This window comes from Gilliamella sp. Occ4-3 (assembly GCF_001690675.1).
Taxonomy (GTDB): domain Bacteria; phylum Pseudomonadota; class Gammaproteobacteria; order Enterobacterales; family Orbaceae; genus Gilliamella; species Gilliamella bombi.
In genome coordinates this window covers 42911-68258 of sequence record NZ_LZHR01000118.1, presented here as the reverse complement: position 1 = coordinate 68258, position 25348 = coordinate 42911, and the positions used below count along the sequence as shown (strand labels likewise).

The 25348-nt window shown below is 32.8% G+C and carries 43 protein-coding genes; 21 read left to right on the top strand and 22 right to left on the bottom strand.

The genetic code is table 11. The features are described 5' to 3' along the window. Positions 1-10 precede the first annotated feature (10 nt). The 8 genes from A9G44_RS13370 to A9G44_RS12350 are packed head-to-tail and all read right to left on the bottom strand — an operon-like array spanning position 11 to position 3414. The gene (locus A9G44_RS13370; RefSeq protein ID WP_143426415.1) at positions 11-202 is read right to left on the bottom strand and encodes a hypothetical protein; all 192 of its coding nucleotides are present in this window, start codon (positions 200-202) and stop codon (positions 11-13) included. Beyond that, the gene (locus tag A9G44_RS12380) at positions 199-570 is read right to left on the bottom strand and encodes a hypothetical protein (RefSeq protein ID WP_065611376.1); all 372 of its coding nucleotides are present in this window, start codon (positions 568-570) and stop codon (positions 199-201) included. Before A9G44_RS12380 ends, A9G44_RS13370 begins: the two co-directional genes overlap by 4 nt. Then, on the bottom strand, positions 542-808 hold the full coding sequence (locus A9G44_RS12375) for a hypothetical protein (RefSeq protein WP_143426414.1): 267 nt from the start codon (positions 806-808) through the stop codon (positions 542-544). Before A9G44_RS12375 ends, A9G44_RS12380 begins: the two co-directional genes overlap by 29 nt. Beyond that, positions 774-1100 (bottom strand): hypothetical protein, encoded by a 327-nt coding sequence (locus tag A9G44_RS12370; protein ID WP_143426413.1) that lies wholly within the window; start codon positions 1098-1100, stop codon positions 774-776. The genes A9G44_RS12375 and A9G44_RS12370 overlap by 35 nt, the downstream gene beginning before the upstream one ends. A gap of 41 nt (positions 1101-1141) precedes the next feature. Further along, positions 1142-1582, bottom strand: a complete 441-nt coding sequence (locus A9G44_RS12365; RefSeq protein ID WP_065611371.1) for a lysozyme — start codon at positions 1580-1582, stop codon at positions 1142-1144. Further along, positions 1566-1925, bottom strand: coding sequence for a phage holin family protein (locus tag A9G44_RS12360; protein WP_065611368.1), 360 nt, complete (start codon positions 1923-1925; stop codon positions 1566-1568). The genes A9G44_RS12365 and A9G44_RS12360 overlap by 17 nt, the downstream gene beginning before the upstream one ends. Next, on the bottom strand, positions 1925-2314 hold the full coding sequence (locus tag A9G44_RS12355) for a putative holin (protein ID WP_065611366.1): 390 nt from the start codon (positions 2312-2314) through the stop codon (positions 1925-1927). Before A9G44_RS12355 ends, A9G44_RS12360 begins: the two co-directional genes overlap by 1 nt. A gap of 17 nt (positions 2315-2331) precedes the next feature. Further along, complete coding sequence (locus A9G44_RS12350; RefSeq protein WP_065611364.1) at positions 2332-3414, bottom strand: DNA-methyltransferase; 1083 nt, start codon at positions 3412-3414, stop codon at positions 2332-2334. Positions 3415-3781: 367 nt separating this feature from the next. On the opposite strand from A9G44_RS12350, the gene A9G44_RS12345 reads away from it, so the two are divergent. After that, positions 3782-4891, top strand: coding sequence for a hypothetical protein (locus tag A9G44_RS12345; RefSeq protein ID WP_065611362.1), 1110 nt, complete (start codon positions 3782-3784; stop codon positions 4889-4891). A 20-nt stretch (positions 4892-4911) separates the two neighbouring features. Here A9G44_RS12345 and A9G44_RS12340 read toward each other — a convergent pair whose 3' ends face one another. Next, positions 4912-5697, bottom strand: a complete 786-nt coding sequence (locus A9G44_RS12340; protein WP_065611360.1) for a BRO family protein — start codon at positions 5695-5697, stop codon at positions 4912-4914. A gap of 243 nt (positions 5698-5940) precedes the next feature. Further along, entirely contained in the window at positions 5941-6300 is a 360-nt protein-coding gene (locus A9G44_RS12335; protein WP_065611359.1) for an antiterminator Q family protein, read from the bottom strand. A gap of 216 nt (positions 6301-6516) precedes the next feature. Here A9G44_RS12335 and A9G44_RS12330 point away from each other — a divergent pair, with 216 nt between their 5' ends. Continuing rightward, on the top strand, positions 6517-7611 hold the full coding sequence (locus A9G44_RS12330; RefSeq protein WP_065611357.1) for a hypothetical protein: 1095 nt from the start codon (positions 6517-6519) through the stop codon (positions 7609-7611). Positions 7612-7640: 29 nt separating this feature from the next. Here A9G44_RS12330 and A9G44_RS12325 read toward each other — a convergent pair whose 3' ends face one another. The 4 genes from A9G44_RS12325 to A9G44_RS12310 all read right to left on the bottom strand — a co-directional run bounded on the left by A9G44_RS12325 (position 7641) and on the right by A9G44_RS12310 (position 10304). Next, on the bottom strand, positions 7641-8660 hold the full coding sequence (locus A9G44_RS12325) for a DUF968 domain-containing protein (protein ID WP_065611355.1): 1020 nt from the start codon (positions 8658-8660) through the stop codon (positions 7641-7643). Beyond that, entirely contained in the window at positions 8660-9451 is a 792-nt protein-coding gene (locus tag A9G44_RS12320; protein WP_065611353.1) for a KilA-N domain-containing protein, read from the bottom strand. Before A9G44_RS12320 ends, A9G44_RS12325 begins: the two co-directional genes overlap by 1 nt. 252 nt (positions 9452-9703) lie before the next feature. Beyond that, the gene (locus A9G44_RS12315; RefSeq protein ID WP_065611351.1) at positions 9704-9991 is read right to left on the bottom strand and encodes a helix-turn-helix domain-containing protein; all 288 of its coding nucleotides are present in this window, start codon (positions 9989-9991) and stop codon (positions 9704-9706) included. After that, positions 9984-10304, bottom strand: coding sequence for a type II toxin-antitoxin system RelE/ParE family toxin (locus A9G44_RS12310; RefSeq protein ID WP_065611349.1), 321 nt, complete (start codon positions 10302-10304; stop codon positions 9984-9986). Before A9G44_RS12310 ends, A9G44_RS12315 begins: the two co-directional genes overlap by 8 nt. 196 nt (positions 10305-10500) lie before the next feature. Between A9G44_RS12310 and A9G44_RS12305 the strand changes: the two genes are divergently transcribed. Then, positions 10501-10722 carry a hypothetical protein gene (locus A9G44_RS12305; RefSeq protein ID WP_065611347.1) on the top strand — a complete coding sequence of 74 codons (222 nt, stop codon included), beginning with the start codon at positions 10501-10503 and terminating at the stop codon, positions 10720-10722. 14 nt (positions 10723-10736) lie between these two features. Continuing rightward, a complete protein-coding gene (locus A9G44_RS12300) occupies positions 10737-11081 on the top strand; it encodes a hypothetical protein (protein ID WP_065611345.1) in 345 nt (114 codons plus the stop codon). A gap of 57 nt (positions 11082-11138) precedes the next feature. Here A9G44_RS12300 and A9G44_RS12295 read toward each other — a convergent pair whose 3' ends face one another. The 7 genes from A9G44_RS12295 to A9G44_RS12260 all read right to left on the bottom strand — a co-directional run bounded on the left by A9G44_RS12295 (position 11139) and on the right by A9G44_RS12260 (position 15149). Next, a complete protein-coding gene (locus A9G44_RS12295; protein ID WP_065611445.1) occupies positions 11139-11492 on the bottom strand; it encodes a RusA family crossover junction endodeoxyribonuclease in 354 nt (117 codons plus the stop codon). After that, complete coding sequence (locus tag A9G44_RS12290) at positions 11488-11862, bottom strand: hypothetical protein (protein ID WP_065611343.1); 375 nt, start codon at positions 11860-11862, stop codon at positions 11488-11490. The genes A9G44_RS12295 and A9G44_RS12290 overlap by 5 nt, the downstream gene beginning before the upstream one ends. Beyond that, on the bottom strand, positions 11859-12605 hold the full coding sequence (locus A9G44_RS12285; protein WP_065611340.1) for a phage N-6-adenine-methyltransferase: 747 nt from the start codon (positions 12603-12605) through the stop codon (positions 11859-11861). The genes A9G44_RS12290 and A9G44_RS12285 overlap by 4 nt, the downstream gene beginning before the upstream one ends. Then, positions 12598-13311: a replication protein P gene (locus tag A9G44_RS12280; protein ID WP_065611338.1), complete on the bottom strand. Its 714-nt coding sequence runs from the start codon at positions 13309-13311 to the stop codon at positions 12598-12600. Before A9G44_RS12280 ends, A9G44_RS12285 begins: the two co-directional genes overlap by 8 nt. Continuing rightward, positions 13308-14222 carry a hypothetical protein gene (locus tag A9G44_RS12275; RefSeq protein WP_065611336.1) on the bottom strand — a complete coding sequence of 305 codons (915 nt, stop codon included), beginning with the start codon at positions 14220-14222 and terminating at the stop codon, positions 13308-13310. The genes A9G44_RS12280 and A9G44_RS12275 overlap by 4 nt, the downstream gene beginning before the upstream one ends. A 228-nt stretch (positions 14223-14450) precedes the next feature. Next, the gene (locus A9G44_RS12265) at positions 14451-14936 is read right to left on the bottom strand and encodes a YmfL family putative regulatory protein (protein WP_065611332.1); all 486 of its coding nucleotides are present in this window, start codon (positions 14934-14936) and stop codon (positions 14451-14453) included. A gap of 27 nt (positions 14937-14963) precedes the next feature. Beyond that, positions 14964-15149, bottom strand: coding sequence for a Cro/CI family transcriptional regulator (locus A9G44_RS12260; RefSeq protein ID WP_065611330.1), 186 nt, complete (start codon positions 15147-15149; stop codon positions 14964-14966). Positions 15150-15249: 100 nt separating this feature from the next. On the opposite strand from A9G44_RS12260, the gene A9G44_RS12255 reads away from it, so the two are divergent. The 3 genes from A9G44_RS12255 (at position 15250) to A9G44_RS12240 (ending at position 17145) form a co-directional block, all read left to right on the top strand. After that, the gene (locus A9G44_RS12255) at positions 15250-15897 is read left to right on the top strand and encodes a LexA family protein (protein WP_065611328.1); all 648 of its coding nucleotides are present in this window, start codon (positions 15250-15252) and stop codon (positions 15895-15897) included. Continuing rightward, positions 15894-16391, top strand: coding sequence for a hypothetical protein (locus A9G44_RS12250; RefSeq protein WP_065611326.1), 498 nt, complete (start codon positions 15894-15896; stop codon positions 16389-16391). The genes A9G44_RS12255 and A9G44_RS12250 overlap by 4 nt, the downstream gene beginning before the upstream one ends. A 526-nt stretch (positions 16392-16917) precedes the next feature. Continuing rightward, positions 16918-17145, top strand: coding sequence for a hypothetical protein (locus A9G44_RS12240; protein ID WP_065611322.1), 228 nt, complete (start codon positions 16918-16920; stop codon positions 17143-17145). On the opposite strand, the gene A9G44_RS12235 is transcribed toward A9G44_RS12240, so the two are convergent. Then, complete coding sequence (locus A9G44_RS12235) at positions 17135-18061, bottom strand: hypothetical protein (protein ID WP_065611321.1); 927 nt, start codon at positions 18059-18061, stop codon at positions 17135-17137. The two genes, A9G44_RS12240 and A9G44_RS12235, sit on opposite strands and share 11 nt — an antisense overlap. Positions 18062-18278: 217 nt before the next feature. On the opposite strand from A9G44_RS12235, the gene A9G44_RS12230 reads away from it, so the two are divergent. From A9G44_RS12230 to A9G44_RS12170, 14 genes are all read left to right on the top strand, one after another. Next, positions 18279-19133, top strand: coding sequence for a hypothetical protein (locus tag A9G44_RS12230; protein WP_065611319.1), 855 nt, complete (start codon positions 18279-18281; stop codon positions 19131-19133). Between the two features lie 39 nt (positions 19134-19172). Further along, positions 19173-19391: a recombination-associated protein RdgC gene (rdgC, locus tag A9G44_RS12225; protein WP_065611318.1), complete on the top strand. Its 219-nt coding sequence runs from the start codon at positions 19173-19175 to the stop codon at positions 19389-19391. Further along, on the top strand, positions 19358-20089 hold the full coding sequence (gene rdgC / locus A9G44_RS12220) for a recombination-associated protein RdgC (protein ID WP_081298337.1): 732 nt from the start codon (positions 19358-19360) through the stop codon (positions 20087-20089). Before rdgC (A9G44_RS12225) ends, rdgC (A9G44_RS12220) begins: the two co-directional genes overlap by 34 nt. A gap of 196 nt (positions 20090-20285) precedes the next feature. Then, positions 20286-20558, top strand: a complete 273-nt coding sequence (locus tag A9G44_RS12215) for a hypothetical protein (RefSeq protein ID WP_065611314.1) — start codon at positions 20286-20288, stop codon at positions 20556-20558. After that, positions 20543-20722, top strand: a complete 180-nt coding sequence (locus tag A9G44_RS12210; RefSeq protein ID WP_065611312.1) for a hypothetical protein — start codon at positions 20543-20545, stop codon at positions 20720-20722. Before A9G44_RS12215 ends, A9G44_RS12210 begins: the two co-directional genes overlap by 16 nt. Before the next feature lie 2 nt (positions 20723-20724). Continuing rightward, complete coding sequence (locus A9G44_RS12205) at positions 20725-20925, top strand: hypothetical protein (RefSeq protein WP_065611310.1); 201 nt, start codon at positions 20725-20727, stop codon at positions 20923-20925. Positions 20926-20927: 2 nt separating this feature from the next. Continuing rightward, positions 20928-21098 carry a hypothetical protein gene (locus A9G44_RS13610; protein WP_179854849.1) on the top strand — a complete coding sequence of 57 codons (171 nt, stop codon included), beginning with the start codon at positions 20928-20930 and terminating at the stop codon, positions 21096-21098. 64 nt (positions 21099-21162) lie between these two features. After that, on the top strand, positions 21163-21972 hold the full coding sequence (locus tag A9G44_RS12200) for a DNA adenine methylase (protein WP_065611308.1): 810 nt from the start codon (positions 21163-21165) through the stop codon (positions 21970-21972). A gap of 30 nt (positions 21973-22002) precedes the next feature. Further along, entirely contained in the window at positions 22003-22527 is a 525-nt protein-coding gene (locus A9G44_RS12195; protein WP_065611306.1) for a hypothetical protein, read from the top strand. A gap of 2 nt (positions 22528-22529) precedes the next feature. Next, positions 22530-23246 carry a hypothetical protein gene (locus A9G44_RS12190; RefSeq protein WP_065611304.1) on the top strand — a complete coding sequence of 239 codons (717 nt, stop codon included), beginning with the start codon at positions 22530-22532 and terminating at the stop codon, positions 23244-23246. A gap of 29 nt (positions 23247-23275) precedes the next feature. Then, on the top strand, positions 23276-23758 hold the full coding sequence (locus A9G44_RS12185) for a hypothetical protein (protein WP_065611302.1): 483 nt from the start codon (positions 23276-23278) through the stop codon (positions 23756-23758). A 10-nt stretch (positions 23759-23768) separates the two neighbouring features. Continuing rightward, entirely contained in the window at positions 23769-24377 is a 609-nt protein-coding gene (locus A9G44_RS12180; protein WP_065611300.1) for a 3'-5' exonuclease, read from the top strand. A 39-nt stretch (positions 24378-24416) separates the two neighbouring features. Further along, positions 24417-24668, top strand: coding sequence for a pyocin activator PrtN family protein (locus A9G44_RS12175; RefSeq protein WP_065611297.1), 252 nt, complete (start codon positions 24417-24419; stop codon positions 24666-24668). A 288-nt stretch (positions 24669-24956) separates the two neighbouring features. Next, entirely contained in the window at positions 24957-25334 is a 378-nt protein-coding gene (locus A9G44_RS12170; protein WP_065611295.1) for a DUF5362 family protein, read from the top strand. The last annotated feature ends 14 nt before the right edge of the window (positions 25335-25348 follow it).

The window sequence follows — 25348 nt, the reverse complement described above, 5'->3', positions numbered from 1 at the left end:
TAACTCCAAATTAGACAAACCAATTATGTTGAGAACAGTAACGTTTTCCTTGTGGTGTTTTGTTCTTACATCCCTTTTTATTACAAACAGACCAATCCATTTGGCGTTGTATTTTATTCGCCTTGATCATGTATAAATGTTTATCACAATAACCACTTGCTGAATACGCACAAACACAACATCCTTTTGCTTTACATCTCAACTCAACACCTCAATCTCGACACCATTAGAGTTTGTTATAAAGACGCTTTCACCTTCATAAATAAACAAATATGAAAGCTCCTCTTTATCATTTTTATCATCTGTTGATAAACAAACTAATCCTATGATCATCGTATTATCATTAATGCAACGAGGAAGAATAAAAACCTTACTATCATCGCGATAAACGCCTTTTTCAATTTCAGTAGCACGCCCATAACAAATCATATGCTCTGGTCTCTCATACCCCTTTTTTTTAGCCTCGGCAATTGTTGAATCAAACATTAACTGACCAGGTCTAGCTATCACTACTGAATCACATTCGCTAATAATTGTGTTGTTATTTGTGTTTATCTTTACTGTTTGCATTATTTTCACCAATCACTTTTTCGTAAATAGTTATACATGAGTTAGCACGATTCCGCTCTTTTTCACCCCATGTTTTATATTCATTCATTAATTTAAGCGCATCTTTCCACTTAACAAGATTTTGCTCATTTATCGAAGGTTCAGGATTTTGTTTCGATATGTTATCGGGCAATGGAATGTAAGTCGGAGTTACATACTGAATTTTAGTTTGTTGAGAACAACCTGCGGCGGACATCATCAGCAATATTACTATTGCCACACTCGTCACTTTTAAGTAATGCATCCATATCTTTCTGTAATACATCATATTCACCTTGTAACTGCTCGTTTAAGTTCATATAAAGACTTGTTTCTTGCACAACTGTTTCGATTGAACTTTTTGTCAGTTCGCGCTGATATTCCAACTTACCAACATACTCTTTCTCTCGCTTCAAATCTTCTTGAGCGTAACTCAACTGTATTTTTGCAATTTTGCCCTTTAAGCGTTCAGAGTTATAAACCCAAAAACCATTACTTGAAATTAACGACACGATCAGAACAAAGATAGTTATTGCTATTTTTTTATTCATGATTACGCTCTATCAAATAACTCTTTTTCAGCTTGGCGACGTTGAGTCAAACCAAGGCTCGGTTTTTTAACGCCATTTACCCTGATTTTGTTCCACACCAAAAATTGATTAGATGCCCCTGAATAATCCCCTGCATTTAATTTTCTTAATAATGTTGAACCAGTAAATGCAGTAATGCCGATATTGAAAACCAACAAAATTAGAGCATCAAATTGATTTTGATTAATCGGCACTTTAACTAATTTATTCACTGCATTTTCAAACTGAACTAAATCACCCGTTAGGAAAATTTCAGCTTGTCCGACTGTTATTTTATCGCCCTCTTTTACTCCTGAAGTATGACCCCAACCGATAGTCCAAACACCTGCTGAGCATTGGTATGCTATTAACCGTAATCCCTCAAACGACTTTAATTTAGATTTTCCATTAATGCTTGTTTTCATTCTTCCTCCGAAAATTAAATATCCTTGGCCATGTTGCATTTTTAAATGCGCCAACAACATTACCGTTGTGTGCCAACAAAACAGCCAGAATAAAACTTCTACCTAATATTTCCGTAAGATCAATTATTTTAGGTTGACCAATAAATACCAGGATTGGATCGGAAATCATTGCAAGCATTAATGAATAAGCTAACAGAGACGGAAAGAATCTAAACTTTGACTTACCACGTCTATAGCAAAACAACGCGCCTGCAGATGATAAACTCAATAAAACAACAATCCATTTAAGAAGTGGTTGCACAGAGTGCATATCGAAGTTAAATAAACTAGCTAATAGATACATTAATCATCCCTCCTAGTATTGGAGAGCCATTTTATAATTGAACTAAAAATAGATTTTTCGACATCTTTATTCTCTAAAAAATACACCAGCACTTTTACAATAAATGCTGAGGACAACAACGCTCCTAATGACTGATCAACAGTTAACTGAACAAATGGGACAAATGCAGCTATAATTTTCCCAACTGCGTTAGATGTCGTGATACCAAGAAAAAATGACAAAATAAAATACAACCACCGCCGACTCAAACTAATATTATGACTAGATGTCATATATAGTGTTGCACCGGCAAATGAACTAATTATTACTGGATATGCGTCAGATCCAGACACAACACCAATAGCGCACATTACCGCTAAAAATGCTGATGTAGTGGCTGGCTCTTGCATGTTTTTACCCTTTTAACTTAAATAGTTGTTTCTTTAATTTCTGAAACTGTTTTCAAAAACGTTTCTTCTTCAAACTCAACCCCAAGCCCAAAGCGACCTAATTTTTTAGCTGCTTTTAATGTCGAACCTGAGCCCATAAAAAAATCAGCGACCAAATCGCCATCTTTAGAACTTGCACTTATTATCTGCTCTAACATTATTGATGGTTTTTCACAAGGATGCTTACCTCGATAATAAGCGACTGGCTTATGCGTCCAAACATCTGTATATGGTACATGCTTTGTCACATTAAATGGGCGCCGTAAGTGTTCGTATTCTTTTTTTAAATCATCATACTGCTTAAATAGAAATTCATAATCATGGCTTAATACAGAATATTCACTTGTTAAAACGTTACTATTTTCATGCAACTGACCTTTTTGTATTTTTTCTTTTGCTATTTGATTAAATAATTCTTGCAGGGCTTTATACTGTTTTTCATTCGGTAACTGCCATTGGCTTCGACTGAACCAGTGCGAACACATTTGTGAATTAGTTGCTCTGTTAATATCCGCAGCAGAAACCCCAAGTTCATCACGCGCATTCCTAAAATACTCAATTAGTGGAGCAAATATAGTCTGTCGCAAACTCTCACACTTTGACGCGTAGCCAACTTGCCCTTTGAATTTACCTTCTGCATTATAATGCTCAGCAAAAATAATACGCTCACTAGATGTACAATATGCTCGTAATGATTCTTTATGTTGCCGTAACCATGTTCCATTAGGCTTTGCCCAAACAATGTGATTTAAAACATTAAACCGTTGTTTGATTAATATTTCAGTTTCAGCGCATAAGTGGGGACTACAGAACACATATAAAGAACCCGCGGGCTTTAACACTCGCCAGAATTCAGCAAAGATATCATCTAGCCAAGCTAAATAATCATCTGCAGTTCTCCACTGATTATCCCATTTATTTGTTTTAACTTTATAGTACGGAGGGTCAGTTAAAATGAGATCTATATGATTATCAGGCAATGATTTAAGTACATTCAGACAATCATCATGAATCAATGTTAAGTTATCTATTTGAATTTGATCGCTTTTTTTACTGGTCATTTTTACAGTAGTCCTGTAGAATATGCCCGCTGATCAGCTGGGGCTTGGTTGATACTCATGACCATGACGCGTGGGTATTGATGACTGCTACATGCAGCAACATGTAGCAGTCCCCCATCACATAAAGAAAGGCGGCGAGTTGCAGCGATATAAACACTGTGGAGCTAATGTGGAGTAATAGCGTTTATATCTCTCGCCATAATTTCTGTGCAATAAAAAACCCCAACTGAGTGAGTCGGGGTTTAATTTGGATGCGAAAACCGCAATATAGGCGTATTATATGTCGCTACACAGCGACAGTCAATCACATAAAATTTATTTTTTATATAATAAGGATAATTTTTTTGAATTATAAGAGATAAGAAACATGTCAAGAAAACTTCGATTTATTAAACCATCACTATATCCAAGTGAAAAAGTACAAACACTCACGTTAGAACGAATAAAATATAACTATGAGAACGGAATTACAACTAATTTAATCCCCGATACAAATATTCTTATAGCCATGGAAGAATGTGCTGATAAGAAAGTAAATAATGACCAAGATAGAATTAGAATTTTGAAAGATCATGATTTAATAGAGTTATTTAACTTATTGGGATTAAACTCATACTCAAATATTGCATGGTGTCCTTTTTTTTCTTTATCTGAAATGCCCGGTAAATATGCAAATTATAGCTATAAAAAACTAAAATTATTCGATAAAAAATTTAAATTCGAATGTGCTTATGAAGAAGATAATATCAATGATGATACATTTGATAAGCAACAAACCAGAAAAACGATAGATAATTTCACTTCAGGGCAAAAATTAATATCTTCTTTTTCCTACTGTTCATTGTTATTAATTCAAATTATTGAAAAGAATCTAAACAACTCAACTTTTGATGACAAAATTAATCTCTATATTCGTATTGTTATAGATGAACTTGATTTAGTGTCTATGAAAGAATTCTTTATTGCTTGTATTGTTTTCTACTCATCATCTGTAAGACAAAACAATGGTCCTTATAAAGAATTAATTAAAGATATTAAAAAGAATTTTTATTCTGGAAAAAAATCGAAGTCATTTAGTAAGTTATCACCTTTAGAAATAATGAAGTCCATAGCATCAAATGGCTCTTTTGATTTAGCACTTATAAATATATGTAACATTGGTGATTTTAATGGAATTGATGGCGAAAAATTAGATAATTGGATTGTTTCTTTCGATAATAAATTATTTAATCTTGTAAGGCATTTTCCTCATTTCAAAAATGGAAAAGGTGAAAGTTCACATGTATACTATAATAATCTACTAGAAATTATGCCGGAACATAAAGATAGACTTTTGTCTATTATGTCATTATTAGAAAATAGAAAAAATAAAACCCTGAAACTTGAAAAACTTCAAAATGAACCATTAGATATATGCATAAAAGAAATTGAATCAATTATTGATAAATTTCACCAAATGGCAATAAATGGCATCTAAAAAGCCCTTTCGGGCTCAGTTTATTGAATAAATGGTAACACCCGTTGCCAAGATAGATTGTCGGTGTTCACTTGAGTGGTTTTCATTTTATTTTGTACTATTTTTTTGCAAACTTGAATCAAGTTGCGGTATTCTCTGCTCATCGTATAGTATAGCGTGGCTTTTTCTGATTTTAACACTCTAAGTGCTGGCTCTATTTCTTCAATTTCTCTACGCATATGCTCTGCTGCTTTATAGAGCCAAGCAAAATCACAAAGCTCATCGCCAGTTAACGCTTCTGGTTTAGTTAATAATCCACCTAAAAATTCAATTGCACTATCAAATTGAATTGCAGGTAAATCTTGATAACGGGGGATCTTAAATTGCTGATGTAGTTTGGTGTAAATAGCTTGGTGTCGTTCGCCTGTTCGATAAACTCGCTCATTTACCGCTTGTTGGATTGCCTGTTGTTGTTCGGCATTAATTGTTAATGAGTAACTGCCAGTCTTGCGGATCGTGGGTAATAAATCTTCCATGACCCATTCTTCAAAAATAACAGCTTTCTCTTGTTTACTTTTAATAATTAACCTAAATAAATTTGCCTCACTAATATAAGTCATTTCTTGATTACCACCTTTTGTAAGGGTGTACCGTTTTGTTACTCCCTTTTCTTTGCAATGTAACTCTATTGCTCTGCGTGGGTTTTTATATTCAAGAATAGAACAAACGTCATTAGCTAAAAACCATAATTGGTTGTTAATTTCAGTGGTACGAACAGGTGAATTATTGAAGTTAAACGTAAAGAAATTAATAGATATGTTTGACATATTTTTGTACCTTTTGATTTAGTTTATTTTCCCATGTTGATTGGGCGCTAGGTGCTTCAACACAAATATAAACCCCAAAAGTAAGATTTACACCTGCCAACGTCCTTACGGATAGTTCGCCACCTAGCATAAACTGGATACAAAAAAACCGCTAAATCTCGGTTTGCGGTTATCCGCTTTTGGTTATATAAGTGTGTTGAGCACTCAAACACAAATATACAACCCGACAAAATTATTGTCAAATTATAAAATAACATCACTTATTACATCATGAATTTTAGCGAACACATAAATTTCAGCCATCTTTAATTTGTCACAAACAAAATCTTTACTTTTATGTGTATTTTTGGCTAATTGACGACAAGATTGTTGATTGATATAAACTGATTTAAGAATAGAATAAGAAATAATATCTATTTTTGATAAGCACAAAATAGCTTTATCAACTATTTCAGCTTCATCTTCACTGAGTAATGGGCGAGGGTCAACGCCATTATTATCGTTAAGAATTGATGGCGATTTATATGGGTATTCTAAACCCGTTCTTATACTACGTCTAACATTAGCCCATGCGACAAGGACTTGTTTAATATCTCTCTTCATGTAACTCTCCAATATTGATAAGAGAGGAATTTTTACAATATAACAGTCTGCACTCTGTTTATTGCTTATACTCCACACTATGTTATATTAGCATCTATCTATTTAGATGCCAATAAAATTCTTTCGCGCTTAAATATACGCCAGCAATGCATTTTTACCTAAAATTTTATACAATTAACCATTTTTAAAATGGTTAATTATTAAACAAGGGTAAAAATGGGAAATATTGACAAATATACAGAAAAATATCGAAATTTAAATTCAAAAAAAAGTAATTCAATATGTATACATCAACACTGCGATAAAAAAGCAATAAATTCTCATTGTTTTTCTAAAACTAGCATGTTGAAAAAAATAGCCATTGCTGGAAAGTTAAGGACTGACGATTTTAAAATAAATGATAAGGGGATGAGTAAAGAAATAGTTTTTAAAGAAATTGGAATACATGAGGCATCAACTTTCAAAGGTTTTTGCCATGAACATGATTCTTTGTTTTCATCAATTGATAGATATGGAATCACTACTCTAAAAGACATTTTTCTTCAGCTATATCGTTCTATGTCTAAAATTTGGTTTACTTATAATATATTAACTATTTGTGAAAAAGAAACCTTGGGAGTGAACACTTGTCACAACTCAAATTATCAGAATAATAAAGTTATTAATGATACACAAATGAGAGATCTGTTTGCTGATCTTTCAATTGATGTGCCGACTTTAAATTCTCCCTTAACATTATGTTCAAATTTCGCTTTAAAAATGAACCCTTATCAGTCGGAAGAGTTTACTAAGGCTAAAGTATTAGTAAAAAAATTAGATTTCTTTGTGCCAGCAATCTTTCAAAATTATCTTTGTCTCAAAAAAGATGGTCACTATATTGACTATTTATTTATTGTAATTCCATTCGAAAATACTAGTTTAATAACTGCAGCGTCTGATAATGACACTATTGAGTGGATTAACAGCGAGCTTAAAACAAAGATTTCCTCATTAAATTTTATAGAGTTAATGTTTATGATGAATTCTAATTTTTATTTATCACCAAAAATATTTAACGAATGGCCAGATGAAAGAAGGGAAATTATAATTTCTGATTACAGGTATCACAACGAATTGAATATCAATTACGATTATGATATATCTTTATTTGATGACATAAGAAAGGAATTAATTAAAAATGAATTACCTTCTATAATTGAAAAAGAAGAACGAAAATTAACAAGCTTACCTTTAAGAGAGGATACTCTGATTAGAGAAAAAAGAATGCAAGTAAGACATTCTAATGATTTTAGAAATCAACTAAATATTTAACCGCCGAAAATTTAATTAATTATTTTCACTTAAAAAATAACTTTCATCCCAAAAACACGATCCAAAAATTGAACTAATAACAGTATTTGTGACCCGTGTGTTTGCTCCCATGCTTCAACGCCTCTATGCAGTTCATTATGATGTTCTCGACACAGCGGTAAGGTAAATATATCATGAGCCTTTCCTCCCATCTTGCCTTGACCATAACCGATTATATGGTGAGGATCATCAGCTTGTTTACCACAGCAAACACATGGCTGAGCTTTTACCCATTGAGTATATTTCGCTGATTCCCACCGCCTCATTTTTGGTCTAAGCATAAACGATTCTGGCGACTCAGGATCTACAGCTATTTTTCTAATTGGTTTTGTTAAAGTTGCCATACAATTGAATGCGTTGCTTATTTCTGTTCGCAACATTGGTGCAGAACGATCATCACTAGCTACTAAATCAGATTCTTTGTAAACAGACTTTATCTCTTCAATTGGTCTATTATGCAGTAATCTGGCCATATTCTCAGGTATGAGTTCATGCAGTTGATTGATTACAGCCCACCATGCTAATTCTTGAATTGATAACAGATGATTACTGTCATGTTTTAACTGGTTTATAACACATTCGATTAGAAATTTTTTTAAGTTGCGCTTTGCTAGCGTTTTCACATTATCATCAATAACTAAATCTTTATTGTGATGCCAGCACACACGAATAGCTGAATTGCCAACTTTTTCATTCACTAATTCATGATGACAATACTCACCATCTTCTAACTGACATTTATATCGTTGATTTAAAAAATAATCAAAGTTATATAGATTTTTTAGTTTATCAACTACTGTGTCATGTAATATAAATGGATCGATATATTTATTATTTAATAATGGTTGCTCATCTTGAATAATACCCGATTTAATACCCGCATACTCTTCACCACTTTGAGAAATAATAATACGATTACCTGTGCACAGTTTTTTTAATAACTCTGCACCAGGTTTAAGAATGACTAGTCCAAGCTCAGGCTGGCAATATGGAGTAAGTATTGCTTTCATTATGCCACTTTAGCGTTTTGCATTAGCTTTAGTAATTCTTTAAATCTACTATCATAAAAATGAGGCTGCGTTTCTCTAGGGTTATTCGGTGGAGTAAGATTTTTACCATATAACAATCCATACGCAGTAATTGACCAAAACTCTTTTTCTTCACCTGTTTTAACACTCTTGCGTTTATTGCGCTCAACAATGCCTAAATCTTTCAATATCGCATAAGCCACTGTCGTTTTTAATGGAACTTCATATTTTTGTAATAAATGCGTTAATGAAAAAGATACACGGCTGGAACCATCGACTGAGTCACTTGGTGCATCTATTGCATAATTAGGTAATAGACAGGGTATACCTGAATATTTTTGTAATTCTTGGTACCCTTTTAATTTGGCTGAATTAGATAAATTTAAAGTTCTAGATGCAGATTCTAAAATCATCAATCCGATATTAACTTTATCCACTTCTGATGATTTTCTAGCTACAACAGAATCAAATGTACGAATAACCTTTAGATTAAATGTGGGGCTAATCCACATTGCATAGGCATAAACAAGCTCTTTACAAGCGTATGTCCCTCGCTCAATACCACCATGCACCACTTCCAAAGCAGGAATTCCTGCTTTGACAAATTCTTCAGTTATTTCTTGTATTAATTCTTGGGCTTGTTTATTTTCAAGCCACAAAGATGGGCGGTTTTTATTTAGTTGTCCTGATGCTCGATGAAGATCATTTAAGCAATACAACCCCTGCTTATTTTGACGAATAATAACATTTTCAATAGCAATTAATTGATTCATTTTTTAATACTCCACTTGTTTCTATATTCGCTTAACATCTGCATTGTTAAGCAACCTCTTTCGCAATATGTCAGTCTGCACTCTGACACTGTTAATATATACATTATATAAAATTATAAAGAAAATAAAAGATGTAAGATGGTATGTTTACTGTTTTTATTGGCTGATAAACTTGAAGAGATAACAAAGAGGAATGATGACTCCGAACAAATAAAGTTAAATTTTTATCGTTCGGAGGCGTTATACGTATAGTTAGGAAATTACAAAATCAATATTTGTATTACACGCGTTTAAATATTTTAAAATCGTTTTTATATTAGTGTTAAGCGGTGATTTCTCAATTCTATTTATGTTAGAAGGTGCAACATCTAAACGTTTTGCTAGCTCGGTTTGAGATAGTTTTGCTGTTTCTCTTGCTGTTAACAACAATTCACGCAATTTCCACTCGTTCTCGGCTTCATCATATGCTGCACGCGCAGCAGGATCTGCTAGCGCCATTTCTTTAATTTCACTAAATGTTGTGCTGTGTTTTTTACTCATTTTCAATCATCTCCAATAATCTTGTTCGTGCTATTTGTAGTGCGCCGGCTGGCGTTTTTTGTGTTTTTTTTACAAATGCATGCAAAATAAAAATAGTTTTTTCTTTTTGATATACATAAATAGTTCTAGCTATATTATTGCGCTCTAACGCTCTCAATTCAAATAAACCATTTCCCAACGCTTTACTATGTGGCATTTGCATTTGTCCGAATAATTCCAATTTTTCAATCAATTTAATTGTTCGACCTTTTAACTCTGATGGTAACTTAAGAATTTCAGCTTTTGCATCATCATGTGTTTTTATTGTGAACATTTAACTAATCCGTTTTGTTATTTTTAATAATTGTATCAAATTTGATAAAAAAAGCAATAAATTTTTATTTGTTTTGATAAAAATATCAAAATAAATATTTTTATCAAAAAAGATAAAAATAATGCTGGACTCTGTTTTTGATGAGAGTTACATTATCGTTATTGAAACAGATAACAAGTTTAAAAAAGGATAAAAAATGAATAAATTTAATGAGATAAAACTAGAAGAAAAAGTTGAAAAATTACAAAAATTACAACGCGAATTGTACGCAGAATATAAAGAATTAATTGATGACAATGTTTTTATGAAAATGAATACTCGGCTCGAAATTTTGCAAACAATGCAACAAATACTAAAAATTGGGAAAACAACAGATAACTTAAAAAATAGTTTTTATATTGAAAAATTTGATAATTAAGAGGCAACTAAAGCATGAAAAAATTTATTAAATTATTAAATGATATTAGCAAATCTCACAATATAGCAATTAACGCAACGCTGTCGAAATCGACAGCAAATAAAAAAATTTGTTACGCTCATATTGAGCGTTCTTCTAGTGAACTAGATCGTTATAATTCTTTTTTACGCGATATTGAATTATTAACTGCAAAAACGGGCGTAATGTTAACCGGCTCAATCAATATGATAGATTTAAATTGTTTAGCTGATTTTGATAGTTACAAAATCAACGGAAATCAAATAATAGCATCAGTAAAAGATTTTAGTTTACGATATATTAAGCAGATTAGAATACATAAATTTAAATATGATAAATAATTGATTTTGTGAATTTGAAAAAGTAAAAACCCAGTAAATCGGGTTTTTATTTATTTTTTATGCAGCTTTTTCACAAATGCTTATTAAAACCATTCCTTTATTATCGTTAAACCAATCTGATTCAATTCGTTTAATCTGACTATCATCAACCCAAACGCCTGCTGTTGTAAGTGAATCGAACAAAGCCTTAAAATAATTATCCATATCACGCCTAATATTATTAGGCGGATAAAATTCAACTTTGACAGCAACATTATCTGTAATTGGTTTAGGCTTCTTTTTTAATTGCTCATAAACTGCAGCAATAACCGCAGTTTTATATTTTCGACCTTTAACACTTAATAGCGTTCTGCCATTCAAGTTGCGCCAGTAAGTATTCATTGATGGAGGGAATGGTAATGTTAATTCAATCATTTGGAACCAACTTCATTTTTTCAATATTAAGTATTTCTGCGACTTGATTGTACGTTTCAATAAAATCATTAATTTCTTCATTCCAGCGACCACAATAAATATGTTCACCTTTATTTATTTTATAATTAACAATAATTTCATTTTGAGCACATAGCAATTCATTTAATAAATCACATGAAACAGTTACTGTAGCTTGTTTAGTCATCATGCTGCTTTGAGTCGCTTTTAACACCCAACCTTGAAATGCTGACTCCATGTTTTTCCTTAAATATCCGCCCTTTCTATCCTTTCTTAAATGAATATCTGGGCACCCATTTTTGCGCATAGCATATTCAAATGATATTCGCTCATTGCTTATATTTATCATCGTTTAGCCTCCATTCTATTCACCAGAAATCTAGTTGCGTTATTAATTTGATCTATAGGGAGATTATCGATAATCATTTTATTAATACTTTGTTTAACCTTTGTTTGATCTTCAATGGTTAAATTTTTAGAAAATTCTACCGAATCAAAAATTTCATTAACTTGTTTTGGCCATACAGTACTCACCTTAGGATCTGGGATTGTGTCTTTGATTTTTTCGTAAGTATCAAAGATATCATTGCGGTTAACACAAGAAATTCGACACTCACCAAAAGAGCGAGGATTGAATACCGCAAATAATGAACCACGATTATTACCGTGAATTTTTTGTTTATTGTCAGATCTGACAAATGAAATACGACCATTAACAATAAAATAAATTTCACTAGCTAATTTTCGTAACTCGTTAAACCATTCAACAGATGTATCAACGGGTAATAACATCACGGTACCAACACCATGATCCGCAGCTTCACGTGCTTTTTTAACCCACGGTAAGATTCGAGAATAAGGAGGATTACAGAACGCAAAACCGCTTTTTAAGTGAGCCCAACCGTTAAGTAACGAATCATATGACTCAGTTAAATAATTCAAATGCAAATGATTGTGATCACTAGCAGCCACATCACAAACAAAACTAAAGCGAGCATTTAAAAATTCATATAACTCAATCGGTGTTTGCCATAGATCTTTTATATCTGAATCAGTTTTGCTTTTTGAATGTTTATAATCAACTTTAGCCATTTTCTGCTATACTCCTTTTTGCTTTCTCTCTCGCCCTTTCTCTCATTGCGTTGACTGCATCAGAATTACAATAATATACGCCGTAGCCTGAGCCCGTTTTTTTATCTTCAAGCTGAACCCGAATTTCAGGGATGACGTCACCCTGACTTAATTTTTTTGCCCATTTGTTAATTAGCATTTCTGCACGCTTTTCAACCTCAAACTCAGATTGGTTGTATTGGCGCATGTGCTTTCTAAGGTCGGTAACAATCCAGTACATGACTGGATGAGACCAAGGGAATTGCTCCGCTGTTTGACATGAAAAACCAATCTCAGCACTATACTTGTTGAACTCTCGCATAACTTGAGCAACGGTTGGTAACCCCATACCTGATGCCTCGCCCTCTTTACACCATGAAATAAATTGACCGGGTGATGGAACAAATGGCGTGCTTTGTTGACGTGCTTTCTTCATGCCAATTTCAAACTGACGTAACGTTGTTATGCCGTTTTCAGCAAATGACAATAACCATTGTTTTTTAAACGTATCCAGATCTGATTGTGTTTTAATAACAGCAGTTATTGCAGGGAATACCGCTTTTAACTCAATGAATATTTGATTGAATTGTTTTTCAATTTCATTAATAACATAAGTTTTGCGATCAACAGGCTGAGCTTTAACGGCTAACCCATTACAATTGTCATAAATCTCGGCTAACGATTTCATACAGTTCCTCCTGCCCAGCCTGTACTGTGCCAATCAATTTCTGATGATGTTGGTTTATTATTTGTTGTAGAATGGAATCTATCCCAGTGTTTACGTAGTTTTGCTGGACACTGGATATTATCTTTCCAAAAGCTATCCATGTTGGCTATTTTGAATCGCCTACAAATTTCTTTGTGAGGGTTATCAACGTGATCGCCTAAAACTTGTGTCCTTAACAATCGAATATCGTTAGACCAATCAACCCAATTAGGTTCAACAGCGGTAGGGTTCACAATTAATAATTTTTTATAAATCCACTTGGCACACTCCAAATCTTTTACACTTCCCCATTTTTTACCCAATGTCGTATAAATATGGGCATCAGGATTTTTATGCAAAAAGCGCTTTAATTTTTCATCGTCTGAAAATTTGTCAAAATTTCCAGACAATAAAATATTATTAGTAGTCTCTGTAGTAGTCTCTGGTAATGGTTTACTCATTTTGGGTAAATGCATTGACTCATTTTGACTAGATGCATTATCGCAATTTGACGGAATGCATTTAGTCAAATTGACTGATTGCATTTTGTCATTTTGACTAAATGCAAGTTGTTCAAGTTCATCTAACTTTGTATAATCTATGGAATACCATTTAGTCCTATCTCTTCCGTCTTTGTTATAATTACCAACAAAAACCAACCCTTTTTTCTCAATATTTTTTATCGTTCTGACAATCGTTGAGTCACTAAAAAAGGGAAATTGTTTTGCCCACTCGGACACGCTGTTATAAATCCATTTTTTGCCATCATAATTATTATTGGTTTTTCCTATCCAATAATGCATTTGTTGCAAAATAATGGCTTCATTTAGCCCAATAAGTGTTGCTAACTTTGGATTAACAACTAATAACTCGCTATCAAATAGCAGGTTCATGACGCCACCTTTCTATGAGCTTGTTTGTAAAAGTAATTCCACAAATCTTCAACAAATTTGTGGCTGACAGGTGTCCAGATGTGATTTATCATAGCTTCATATTCAAAGCCTGATTGTGAAAACTTACAACGCAATTGCGTTACAGTACAATTTAGTGTTAAACTATTCATGCGACTAATACTCCACAAGTGTTTTTTCGCAACCGACCGATAGCCTTCTGCAAAATTGCTATCGGTCACCCTTTCCAAAAATCATCTCAGTTATAACGATAATTTCACTTAATCTACATTGAATTGCATACGACGTAGCTTTTAATGACTTTTTCTCTTTTTTATCTAATATGCCATCGGACGTAAATTCATTATGTTGCCGACAGAATTGACCAAGATCTGCAATCAAATTATTAAATTTATTTAGTAGCTCGTCGTTATCAAATTCATTAAATTCAGGCAACTTAACAAAAACACCGCCTCGATATTTTGCAATTGCTTCTGTAATAACATTAGAATTGGCTTCTGCTTCCATTTCTAATATCATTCCAAGCGGTACCATTTGCCCGTTTAATTGACGCACTCGATTGCGCAATGCATTTTCTGTACCTGATGTAGGATCTAATCGTTTAGCCATCTCAGGGTATTTACCGTCAAATGCTGTGATTAACTGATGAATTGCATCGGTTATCTCTTTTGGGGTTGGATAATTTCTATTGTCCACATTTGCCTCTCATTTTTGGTGGTTGTTTTAATGTTTATTTCGATATAATTTTGTATCAACCTTTAATGCTCCATTGGTTATTTCCTGAATCCGATAAGCATTTTTTTCGGGAATAATGTCTCCCCATTGAGAGATAGCCCCTTTTGATATACCTAAACTTTTAGCTAATGGAGTTACACCATTAAAATAATTTAAAACGATATTTTTGAACATTTATGCCTCCTTTTTGTTTAGTTTTCTAAATATTATATGTTTATTTATCTAAAGTCAACAGATGTTAAGATAACTAAACTATTTATTAATAGGTGTCTTTATGAATACAATTGGATCTAGAATAAAACAAAAACGAACAGAACTGGGCTTAACCCAACGCGAACTAGCTAAATCAATAAAAGGGGCAAACCATTCTTCTGTTTCGCAATGGGAGTCAGATATATCTACACCCAGTTCTAAAAATTTATTTGATCTGTCAATTGCTCTTAATTGTGATTTTGCGTGGTTATTAAAGGGAAACTTTGAATCTAATATAGTCCCAGTAGAATTACATCCATACAAAGTACCATTAATTAGTTACGTCCAAGCTGGAGCGTGGACAGAGTCTTGTGAACTAAGAGACTCAACAGGATTTGAATATATAATAACCTCTTTAGATCTATCAAAAAAAGCATTTGCACTTAAAATAAAAGGTGATTCAATGGAGCCCGAGTTTAAAGAAGGTGATTTAATAATCGTAGATCCTGAAGTACGTCCATACCCTGGTGAATTTGTTGTCGCAATGAACGGCGAATCAGAAGCTACGTTCAAGAAATATCGTGAATTAGGTTATGACAAGCATAATAGGATGCAATTTGAATTAATACCATTAAACCCAGATTATAGCCCCATGAGCACATTAAACCAGCAAATACGTATAATAGGCACAATGGTTGAACATAGAATATTTAGGAAAAGACGAGTATGAAATATAAATGTATATCATTAATTTTATTGTTGAGCTGTATGAGCAATATGGCTTATGCGGACTGGGAAGTAAAAAAAGAAGGTCAAACAGAAATAACAGCAAGTATTCATGCAGAAAGAAGCTCTGAAAAAAACACTTCAATGTCGATTGGTTGCACAGATCTTTTTAGTGTAAATGATAATGGGGATTTAAGATTTTTCATTTACACAGAAGACCCTAACTTCAAAAATGCAGGTGAGGTAGAGGTTTTAATTGAGGATCTTAATAAAAACTCCATTAGAAAAAAAATGTTTTCTAATGGTGAGTATATAGAACTAGAACAAGGTAGTCTCGATGTTACAGAAGTGTTTAACTTCATGAAAAATAAGAAACGTATCATTGTTACAATGAAACCATTAACAAAGAATACCAAAGCGGAATTTATTGCATTTTTTGATCTTGATAACTACGATAATATCGTTACAGATGTAGAAAAAACGTGCAAAATAAAATAACAATAAAATAGTGACCTTATCAGGTCACTTTCTCCTGCCGTAACGTTTACCTTTCTAAAATTATTTTATTATTCGATAAAAATAATGTTGACTTTTTTGTTTAGTTATCTAAAATTAAATGCAGTTAGTTTTACATAGCTCTTTAAAAATCAAAACATCTAATTAATTATTCTTGTTTTCAGTTCGTCGTATTTGAAACCCGTTTCTGATTCCATGAATTCTACTGCTGAAATTGGATAACCGCATAAAGCGCATGAGATGCTTTTAACAAAAATAGCCTCATCATTTGGGTTTAGCTTAGGTTCATGCTCGAAAAGATATTCGTGGCTTTGGCATATAGCACAACTGTGTTTTATTGTTTTAATCTCGTCCATAGTCTTAGATCAGTTAATCAGTTAATTAGAGTTATTCATTATAATAAAATACTGAATTTATATACAGTGTTTTTTGATGAATTGTTTTGATAGTTCTTTAAAAATCAGGAACAGTATTAACTAAGTGTATTTTTATTAATATAGGAGGTTATATGATTATCAAACTTGAATTTCACCCTGCATCAGAAAAACCAAAACCTGAAGATTGGACAAAAGAAGCGATTCTTTTTAATAAGTGTGATGGTTACCATCTAGCTGATAATATAATGTTTAACGATGACGGTTCATTTGATGGCTTTTATGATTTCATGATGAACCGTTTTAGCGATGACTTTTACGTATCTTGGGCAATATTACCCGAAAACCCAATTATTGAGTAAGTGAACGCAAGAAGGTTCGAAATATTTTGATATCCTTATCGTTATTCGGAATAGCATTATCTTTTATCATTTTATTTAATATAGGTTTGAGGTTTTTTTCGGTAAAAAATTTTTTCGAATTATCCAAAATAGATATAACCTGATTAAAAGAGTTTTCTATATTATTAACACGTTTAAATGTGTCCAAAATAAAATCCTCATCATCTATATCAGAAGGCATAAGAGATAGTTTTATTAATGTTTCTTCTAGTTCTACTAATAATAATTTTTTTAAATTATTAGCATCACTCAAAACGGATACATTAGAAACTACACCAACAAGATCCTCTACCACATAAGGTGGTTTCTTACCTTGTAGTTTCATTACATCTATTTCATCTTGTTTTGCTTTACGAGTTAAAATTATTCGACCATTACCTAATCTTGCCATGTTAGAAAATTCAGTTTTTGCAAAGGAACCAACTTGATCTATATTGGCTATTTGAGACATTTTTTTTAAGATTATTTTTGCAATAGGTTTTAAAGCGTTTAGTCTATCAAACCAGAAATCTAGTTTACTTTTGCTGTCCAATAATGAATGTTTTGCTTGTGAAATTTTTAAAGACCTATCGAATGAACGAGTTAATGTTTTAAAATTGATCTCACCAAATATATTTTTTCCACACCGATTCCCAATATAAGTTTCTTCACCTGTTGAAGTTAAAACTAAATAGCCATGATTATGAGGTTGGTTACAATTGGTTAAGCAACAATGAAGTTGTTTTTTAAGAGAATAATGTCCAATAACATCAACAAGTTTTTTCCCTGTTGGATCAAAACTTGTCACAAAGTTGGGTCTATTTAATACATCATTCCAATCATCAATTTTAATGAATTTGTTTTTTTCAAAAATATATATAAGACCATTTTCTGACATATATCAATATCCTTTGTAATTGTGGTTACCTAAATTATATCAAAATCCCTTGCTGTTGTGGTGACAAAAGGACACTTGAGCCTAACAAGTATAAAGATAGGCACACTTAGTTAATGCAGTTCCTGATTACAGAATGTTAGTGGAGTAAATCGTACGCTCTTGGAGTGCAGACCAGAGCGTTTTTAAAGATTTTTAATAAATAACGTGGAGTATTAGTATGAGTCATTTTGCAGTTTTAGTTATCGGAGAAAATCCAGAAGCACAATTAGCCCCATTTCATGAATTTGAAAGTACTGGCGAAGATGATCAATATGTTCAAGACGTAGACATTACCGAAAATGTTTTATCATCCGTCGATGAACAGGGTAGTTTAGACTCTGCTTTGTGTTGTCACGGTCTAGAAGACTCAATTGTTGAAGATGAAAGTCAAATTAATAAACTTGACCAACATAAATTTGGTTATGCAATAGTTAAAGATGGCAAATTAATTAAAGCAGTTCAAAGAACAAACCCAAACTACCAATGGGATTGGTATAGCCTAGGCGGAAGATTTGGAGGCTTCCAACTGAAAGACCAAACAACATCACCATTTGCGTTAAAACGTAATATTGATTTCGATACAGCTATTTCTAACGAGCGTCTAGACGCAGAAAAAAGGTACGACCTATTTCATTCATTTTTATCCGACAAAAATTTAGAGTATCCTAAAACATGGAAAGAATGTAAAAAAGAACATGAAGACATTGAAAGCGCAAGGGATTTCTACAATAACCAGCCTGCTGTTAAATTAATTGAGCAAGACTCTAAAATTTCTAAGCTATATCCGTTTTTATGTTGCCCGTTTGACTATTTTGGTAAATCAAAAGATGATTTTGTCAAACGTTGTATTGAATCAACATGCGTTACATATGCAGTAATTAAAGATGGTAATTGGTACTCAAAGGGGAAAATGGGCTGGTTTGGCTTATCTTCTGACGATGTTTCACAAGCTGACTGGAATGCTAAGTTCTGGGAGTTAGTAAACAGCGCATCTGAAAACGCATTATTTAGTTTATATGATTGTCATATCTAAATAAATAAAAATATGAGTCCTGTGCAGAGGGCTCATAAAATGATTTATAAAATTTGTGGAGTATTAAATATGTTTTTCAAAAACCTAATTATTTATCAATTTGATAAAAACAGTAGCATAGAACGTTTAGACAACGACATGCTAAAAAACATGGCATTCACACCCTGCGGACCAACAGATTCAATTAAAAAAGGTTTTGTTTCGCCAATTGATAACGATGACGTATTAAAATTACAGGTCCAAGGGCCTCATTATTAAAGTTACGCATTGAAAGCAAGCTGCTACCGTCATCTGTTATCAAGAAAAAAACTTCTGAACGAATTGAACAGCTCGAACAAAAACTTGGCCGTAGCACAACTAAGAGTGAAAAACATTGTGTAAAAGATGAGGTTATTATTGACTTATTGCCCGTTGCATTCACAAAAGATCAATACGTCTACGTCTGGATTAATGATAAAGGTAAATTTATAGCGGTAGAAACAGCCAGCTTTAAAAAAGCCGAAGACGTTCTTGCGCTAATAAGAAAAGAATTAGGCGCATTAGCACTCAAACCTCTTTCTGTTGAAAATAATATATCATTCACGCTAAAAGAATGGGTATGTAATGACACAACCCCACCTAATTTTTTTATTCTCAATGATGCAATGTTAGCCGATCCATTAGACGGTAATGGAAAAATAAAACTTATTGACGAAAACCTTACTGCAGAAGAAGTCAAAAGTTATCTAAATGGCGGGCGTGAAATTAAATCGCTATCGTTCTCATATAAACAACAAACAGTTTTTACAGTAAATACTGAGCTCGTTTTTTCCAAAATTAGCTATTCATCTGAAATGTTAGATGAAAATAGCGATATCTCACTAGATGATAAAGCAAAACGAATAGAAGCTGATTTCTTTTTAGTTGCTAATGAACTAGCTAATTTAATCAACGATTTTACTAAAGCGGTGCAATAACGCAGTGGGGCGTCTGGTATATGCGTTGATAATTAGTGTTAGCAGTGATCTGTCCCTTATGCGGTTAGCCCACTAATTTGAAATATACAAGTCTAAAACCATTTCCAGACGGTAGCCACGCCGTTGGCGACAGAGTGGCACCTACCAAAATCAACGGTTAAAACAATAGAGGTTAGAAATTGTGATGATAAAGATAATGACTAAATTAAACTGGCGTAAATATCCCGATGAAAAACCAGTTACGATAAGAGAAGACAAAATTATTGCACTTGTAAAAAGCAAGTATTGCGATAAACCTTTTTTGCAAGTTTTCGCCTATGTGCGCGAAATCGAGTTATTTTACTATGGCTATAGCTTAGTTACCGATATTGATCATGAGGACGATACTGATGACGGCAAAACTGTAATTGCATGGACGTATTTAGATGAATTACCACTACCGCAGGAGTACTTATGTCAGAAAAAGTAACGTTTATAGTGAGCGCGCGAATTGGTCCTTCATACAATGAAGTAGAAATAGAAGTTGATAAAGCTGAATATGAAGCTGCGGAAGATAAAAATGCTTACGAACAAGAGTTAGTTGATTCTTATTTCCCAGATCTTGTTGAGATCGGAATAGGTATTAAGGAGTAATTATGAAATATTTTACATATGATCATAATGGCGAGGGCTTTGAATATCACAATACCAAAGAGGATGCAAAACGTCATGCCGCAGAATTGTTGAATTTTTATTTACAAAACGACGATGAAAACAATGTAGATATTTGTTGGGGTGAGATAAAGCAATCTGTTCACGCAAATGATGCTGAACTAAAATTTAAAAAGGTGATGTGATTATGATTACACCAGTTAGAGTAGACCAAATAAGTTTGGTCTGTGCAATTATGAAAGAAATAGATCAACAAAATAATGGTTGTTTTGTCACAAATGAGCAGGTAAACACAATCATAAAAGCCGCAAATATAATATGCGATGAATTTAATAATAAGGTTCCTAAAAAAGAATAATTTTTCAAATATTTTTTAATTACAAGTAACGAGTGCAGACGTTATTAAACATTGTGGAGTAATTATGTCAGAAATTGAGTATAACCTTAAACACCCTGCTATTAGATATCATGGTGGAAAGTGGCGATTAGCGCCATGGATCATCAGCTTTTTTAAAGAACACCGATGCTATGTAGAACCTTTTGGCGGTGCAGCTGGAGTTCTACTACGAAAACCTCGAAGCTATGCTGAAGTCTATAATGATCTTGACGGTGAGATAGTTAACTTATTTAGGGTTTTGCAAAACGAAGAACAATGCAAACGCCTGCAAGAATTATGCATACTAACACCTTATCACCGCGAAGAATTTTTACTCGCATACGAACCGGCCTTAGACCCTATTGAAATGGCTAGACGTACAGTTGTTAGAGCATGCATGGGCTTTGGATCAGCGGGGGCAACAAAACAAACTATGGGGTTCAGAATAGATAGTAAACGCGAGTATTCATTAGCATCACATTTATGGACTCGCTTCCCTGCGAATATTGCATGTGTTGGCGAACGTTTTGCGGGCGTAATTATTGAAAACAGACCTGCAATACAAGTTATGCAACATCATGATGAAAAAAACACTTTACATTACGTTGACCCTCCATATTTACATTCAACTAGAAAAATGGGTAATCGTGCATATTCATTTGAAATGTCAGACCAAGATCATATTGAGTTATTAACAGCAGTCAAACAACTTAAAGGAATGGTTGTTATTTCTGGTTACAACAGCGAACTTTACAACGATATGCTGAAAGATTGGTCTAAACACACAAAACAGGCACAAGTTTCAGCATACCGCGGGACAGGAATAAGAACTGAATGTATTTGGATTAATTATTAAAAACATTAACAAAAATATGTGGAGTATTATATGACTTGGATTACAACCCATTCAGGGTTAAATTTTGATTATCAAAACCCTATTATCGATTCAATCTGTATTGAAGATATCGCAAAAGGATTATCTCATGAATGCCGTTACACTGGCCAGCTTGATAGATTTTATTCTGTAGCTCAACATTCTGTTGAATGTAGTTACGTTGTTGCCGATAAATTTAAATTAGAAGCATTGTTACATGATGCTGTTGAAGCGTACTGCAAAGACATCCCGTCACCACTAAAAAAATTATTACCTGATTACCGCCTAGTTGAAGACAAGGTTGATCAAGTTATCAGGCAAAAATTTAATTTGCCATTAACTATTTCTCCTGAAGTTAAACAAGCTGACCTTATTTTATTAGCAACTGAGCATCGTGATATAGCTAATGATGGCAAAGAGTGGCCAATGTTAAAAGACATTCCATTGCTTGAGAGAAAAATAGAGCCAGTACCAAGTGGTGTTGCTTATAACCGCTTCATGCGTCGATTTTATGAGTTGATCAAACAGGAGATGTAAAAATGGCAGAATATGGCGTAAAAGTTAATAGCTCTAATTTTATTGAAATCTCATCTGGGCAACAAAAGTTTTTGATTCTAACTGCTGCACGTGAGCCAGTCGTTGGTGACATATTAATTATCACTGATAGAAGCGATAACGATAACTCAGTTGAAGCGGTTATTACTAGTTTTGACATTGAAGCAAATGGAATTGAAAACGGTTTTATCGTTGTCAGCATTGATATTAACTCCAAAGAACAAAGTGCAGTAGTAAAACAATCTCAAATAGATAAAAAGATTGTTTTATTAAATGAGAAAATATCTGAGTTAACTAAAAAATATAACGCATCATGTAACAATTACAACGAATTAGATAATGAAAAAACTAAAATCAATGAACTCTTGAAAAAAGAAATTAAAAAAAGTGATGGGATGCAAGAAGAAATATCTTCACTAAAAGCGGAAATCTCAAAACAAAAAAATGAGTTAGCAAGAAATCATAACACAATAAAAGACCTACAATTTCATATTAATAAACAAAGAAATAGTCTAGAAGAGTGCCAAGCTCGACATAATGAATTGGCTGATTTAAATGAATCATTGAACCATGAATTACATAGCATAAAAAATAAAAATGACATCATGAATAAAGCAACCGAACATGTAGTTCCTGATAGTTATATCAAGCTAAGAAGCCTAACCAAAAACTTATTATCTTATATCGATAGTAATTTATAACTGCAGTTAATAAATGCTAGAACGTAATTATGAAAAAGAAGCGAAACAAAAAATATAACCCAACACTAAAATATCAGCAAATATCTAGAATTGTGGCCAAAGATTACATGATTTTAGATATCACTGCTGTTGATGTGTTTGTTTACTACAAAGGTTCTGAAATCAAACCAAAATCGTTCGAAGCTAGAATGTTGAACGAAGTGCGTTATAAATGGCAAATAATGGCAGGCGTTATTTGTCGTGATCAACTAAATCGTGAGTATTTAAAAACAGACACATTCATAACAGCTAATGAGTATTTTACATCTGAACTATCTGATTATCTGGCTGAGTTTCAAATAAATTTATGGGAAACAGCAAACCCAATGCATAGGTTAACCCAATTTTGGTTAGCGACACCAAATACTGTAGAACTTAGCGAGCAACAAGTTATAAATATGATTAATAGTAAAAATGGATTTAATCAGTTTATGACTGAATATGAATATGAATATAAAAAACAAATAAAATAAAGGCCTAACTATGACAATTAACACTATTATTATTGATATTGAAACATTAGATACAAAACCGACGGCAATTATATTGTCAATTGGAGCATTTGCATTTGATAGATTTAATTTAAATGAAACGTTAGAAAAAATAGAAATGGTTGAAATTTCAGGTTGTTACTGTGATCATCATCTATACCTGTCATGTGACCTGCCAGACCAATTATTTTATTCCAACCGAACGATCAGCAATGAAACGCTAGAATGGTGGAGATCTCAAGTTGATAAAAAAATTGTATTCCCTGCACCAGGGCATTCTCACCTAGAAGAAGCTCTTAAGAAATTAATATCTAAAATAAATGAATGGGAAAAAATTAACTCTGATATTGCATTTTATTTTAGAGGAACAAATTTTGACCCGATTATTTTAGAAAATGCATTCAATGAATATTCATTACAAACGCCGTGGTTATATTACCAAGTGCGAGATGTTAGAACATATATTGATACATTAACACGAACAACAAAAGGAAAAATTGAAGGACATACGCCGTCATTTAATTTTATAAAACACAACGCACTACATGACGCAATGTACGATGCAGAGCAAATGTGTGTTGCATATGAAACCAATAAATAATCGTTAAATTGCAGATAACGAAACCTGTGGAGTATTATAATGAATACAGTATTTTTACTAATGGCCGAATTTAACACGCCAACAATACCTCTATCTCAAATAGCAGAACGATATCTTGGAATGAAGCCAGAAACAGCAAATAAAAAAGCTATTTGCGGCGAACTTTCAATACCGACGTTTAGACTAGATCAAGGACAAAAAGCTCCAAGAATAGTACACATTAAAGATTTAGCTGATTTTATTGATATGAAAAGAGAAGAGGCAAAAAAAGAATTAGATGGAATGAAATAAAATGAGGGCTTCGGCCCTTTTTTTGTTTTTAAAATTTAAAACATCCACCTTTTGATTGTCGTTTTTTTTGGAATATTTACTTTTTTATTAAAATACATTAGACTCCCAATAGGATCCCAAGATAAAGTCGACCCCTTAAAATCAAAATCTATTCGTCCAATCTAACATTGGGGCAATAGAAAAACGATTTAAACTTGAGCTAGTATGCAAAAAATCACCTCGACATTAATTGAAAAAATGCTATTCTATTCGCCGCTTTCAAATAGCGCAATAATATAAGGAATAAAAATGAATACAAATCAAACAAATACAATTTCTTTTCAAACAACTGAATTATTAATAAAACATATGCGTTTTATTGCTACTATGCAACAAGTTTTTGGTGTTATTTTTATAATTGCTGGCGCTTTTACATGTCTAGGAATAATTACTGCTATTGTTGGAATCCCTCAAATTTTTGCTGGAGCCAAACTTTTCAAATCGGGAAGTGCATTTAGCTTAGCTGCAAGTCTTCGAAAAGGAGACGATATTGTTGATGCTATAGAAAATATTTATGGCTATTGGAAATATTTTCTAATTACATTTATCGCTTCGATTGTATTTATTGTTTTATACATTGTAATTATTATTTCTATTTTTGTTACATATAGTAATGGTTATTACTAACAATTATTACTTTA

Bases quoted from the DNA above. Each gene is read 5' to 3' on its own strand.
- A9G44_RS12215 (WP_065611314.1), top strand. From the start codon at position 20,286: ATGACTAAATTAAACTGGCGTAAATATCCCGATGAAAAACCAGTTACG.
- A9G44_RS12355 (WP_065611366.1), bottom strand. From the start codon at position 2,314: ATGCAAGAGCCAGCCACTACATCAGCATTTTTAGCGGTAATGTGCGCT.
- A9G44_RS12320 (WP_065611353.1), bottom strand. From the start codon at position 9,451: ATGAATCAATTAATTGCTATTGAAAATGTTATTATTCGTCAAAATAAG.
- A9G44_RS12300 (WP_065611345.1), top strand. From the start codon at position 10,737: ATGAAAAAATTTATTAAATTATTAAATGATATTAGCAAATCTCACAAT.
- A9G44_RS12365 (WP_065611371.1), bottom strand. From the start codon at position 1,582: ATGAAAACAAGCATTAATGGAAAATCTAAATTAAAGTCGTTTGAGGGA.
- A9G44_RS12345 (WP_065611362.1), top strand. From the start codon at position 3,782: ATGTCAAGAAAACTTCGATTTATTAAACCATCACTATATCCAAGTGAA.
- A9G44_RS12230 (WP_065611319.1), top strand. From the start codon at position 18,279: ATGAGTCATTTTGCAGTTTTAGTTATCGGAGAAAATCCAGAAGCACAA.
- A9G44_RS12350 (WP_065611364.1), bottom strand. From the start codon at position 3,414: ATGACCAGTAAAAAAAGCGATCAAATTCAAATAGATAACTTAACATTG.
- A9G44_RS12360 (WP_065611368.1), bottom strand. From the start codon at position 1,925: ATGTATCTATTAGCTAGTTTATTTAACTTCGATATGCACTCTGTGCAA.
- A9G44_RS12250 (WP_065611326.1), top strand. From the start codon at position 15,894: ATGAAATATAAATGTATATCATTAATTTTATTGTTGAGCTGTATGAGC.
- A9G44_RS12240 (WP_065611322.1), top strand. From the start codon at position 16,918: ATGATTATCAAACTTGAATTTCACCCTGCATCAGAAAAACCAAAACCT.
- A9G44_RS12210 (WP_065611312.1), top strand. From the start codon at position 20,543: ATGTCAGAAAAAGTAACGTTTATAGTGAGCGCGCGAATTGGTCCTTCA.
- A9G44_RS12335 (WP_065611359.1), bottom strand. From the start codon at position 6,300: ATGAAGAGAGATATTAAACAAGTCCTTGTCGCATGGGCTAATGTTAGA.
- A9G44_RS12330 (WP_065611357.1), top strand. From the start codon at position 6,517: ATGGGAAATATTGACAAATATACAGAAAAATATCGAAATTTAAATTCA.
- A9G44_RS12315 (WP_065611351.1), bottom strand. From the start codon at position 9,991: ATGAGTAAAAAACACAGCACAACATTTAGTGAAATTAAAGAAATGGCG.
- A9G44_RS12255 (WP_065611328.1), top strand. From the start codon at position 15,250: ATGAATACAATTGGATCTAGAATAAAACAAAAACGAACAGAACTGGGC.
- A9G44_RS12175 (WP_065611297.1), top strand. From the start codon at position 24,417: ATGAATACAGTATTTTTACTAATGGCCGAATTTAACACGCCAACAATA.
- A9G44_RS12280 (WP_065611338.1), bottom strand. From the start codon at position 13,311: ATGAAATCGTTAGCCGAGATTTATGACAATTGTAATGGGTTAGCCGTT.
- A9G44_RS12305 (WP_065611347.1), top strand. From the start codon at position 10,501: ATGAATAAATTTAATGAGATAAAACTAGAAGAAAAAGTTGAAAAATTA.
- A9G44_RS12325 (WP_065611355.1), bottom strand. From the start codon at position 8,660: ATGAAAGCAATACTTACTCCATATTGCCAGCCTGAGCTTGGACTAGTC.
- A9G44_RS12195 (WP_065611306.1), top strand. From the start codon at position 22,003: ATGACTTGGATTACAACCCATTCAGGGTTAAATTTTGATTATCAAAAC.
- A9G44_RS12290 (WP_065611343.1), bottom strand. From the start codon at position 11,862: ATGATAAATATAAGCAATGAGCGAATATCATTTGAATATGCTATGCGC.
- A9G44_RS12275 (WP_065611336.1), bottom strand. From the start codon at position 14,222: ATGAACCTGCTATTTGATAGCGAGTTATTAGTTGTTAATCCAAAGTTA.
- A9G44_RS12235 (WP_065611321.1), bottom strand. From the start codon at position 18,061: ATGTCAGAAAATGGTCTTATATATATTTTTGAAAAAAACAAATTCATT.
- rdgC (WP_065611318.1), top strand. From the start codon at position 19,173: ATGATTTATAAAATTTGTGGAGTATTAAATATGTTTTTCAAAAACCTA.
- A9G44_RS12185 (WP_065611302.1), top strand. From the start codon at position 23,276: ATGAAAAAGAAGCGAAACAAAAAATATAACCCAACACTAAAATATCAG.
- A9G44_RS12375 (WP_143426414.1), bottom strand. From the start codon at position 808: ATGATGTCCGCCGCAGGTTGTTCTCAACAAACTAAAATTCAGTATGTA.
- A9G44_RS13610 (WP_179854849.1), top strand. From the start codon at position 20,928: ATGATTACACCAGTTAGAGTAGACCAAATAAGTTTGGTCTGTGCAATT.
- A9G44_RS12310 (WP_065611349.1), bottom strand. From the start codon at position 10,304: ATGTTCACAATAAAAACACATGATGATGCAAAAGCTGAAATTCTTAAG.
- A9G44_RS12285 (WP_065611340.1), bottom strand. From the start codon at position 12,605: ATGGCTAAAGTTGATTATAAACATTCAAAAAGCAAAACTGATTCAGAT.
- A9G44_RS12200 (WP_065611308.1), top strand. From the start codon at position 21,163: ATGTCAGAAATTGAGTATAACCTTAAACACCCTGCTATTAGATATCAT.
- A9G44_RS12380 (WP_065611376.1), bottom strand. From the start codon at position 570: ATGCAAACAGTAAAGATAAACACAAATAACAACACAATTATTAGCGAA.
- A9G44_RS12340 (WP_065611360.1), bottom strand. From the start codon at position 5,697: ATGTCAAACATATCTATTAATTTCTTTACGTTTAACTTCAATAATTCA.
- A9G44_RS12190 (WP_065611304.1), top strand. From the start codon at position 22,530: ATGGCAGAATATGGCGTAAAAGTTAATAGCTCTAATTTTATTGAAATC.
- A9G44_RS12180 (WP_065611300.1), top strand. From the start codon at position 23,769: ATGACAATTAACACTATTATTATTGATATTGAAACATTAGATACAAAA.
- A9G44_RS12170 (WP_065611295.1), top strand. From the start codon at position 24,957: ATGAATACAAATCAAACAAATACAATTTCTTTTCAAACAACTGAATTA.
- A9G44_RS12205 (WP_065611310.1), top strand. From the start codon at position 20,725: ATGAAATATTTTACATATGATCATAATGGCGAGGGCTTTGAATATCAC.
- A9G44_RS12260 (WP_065611330.1), bottom strand. From the start codon at position 15,149: ATGTTCAAAAATATCGTTTTAAATTATTTTAATGGTGTAACTCCATTA.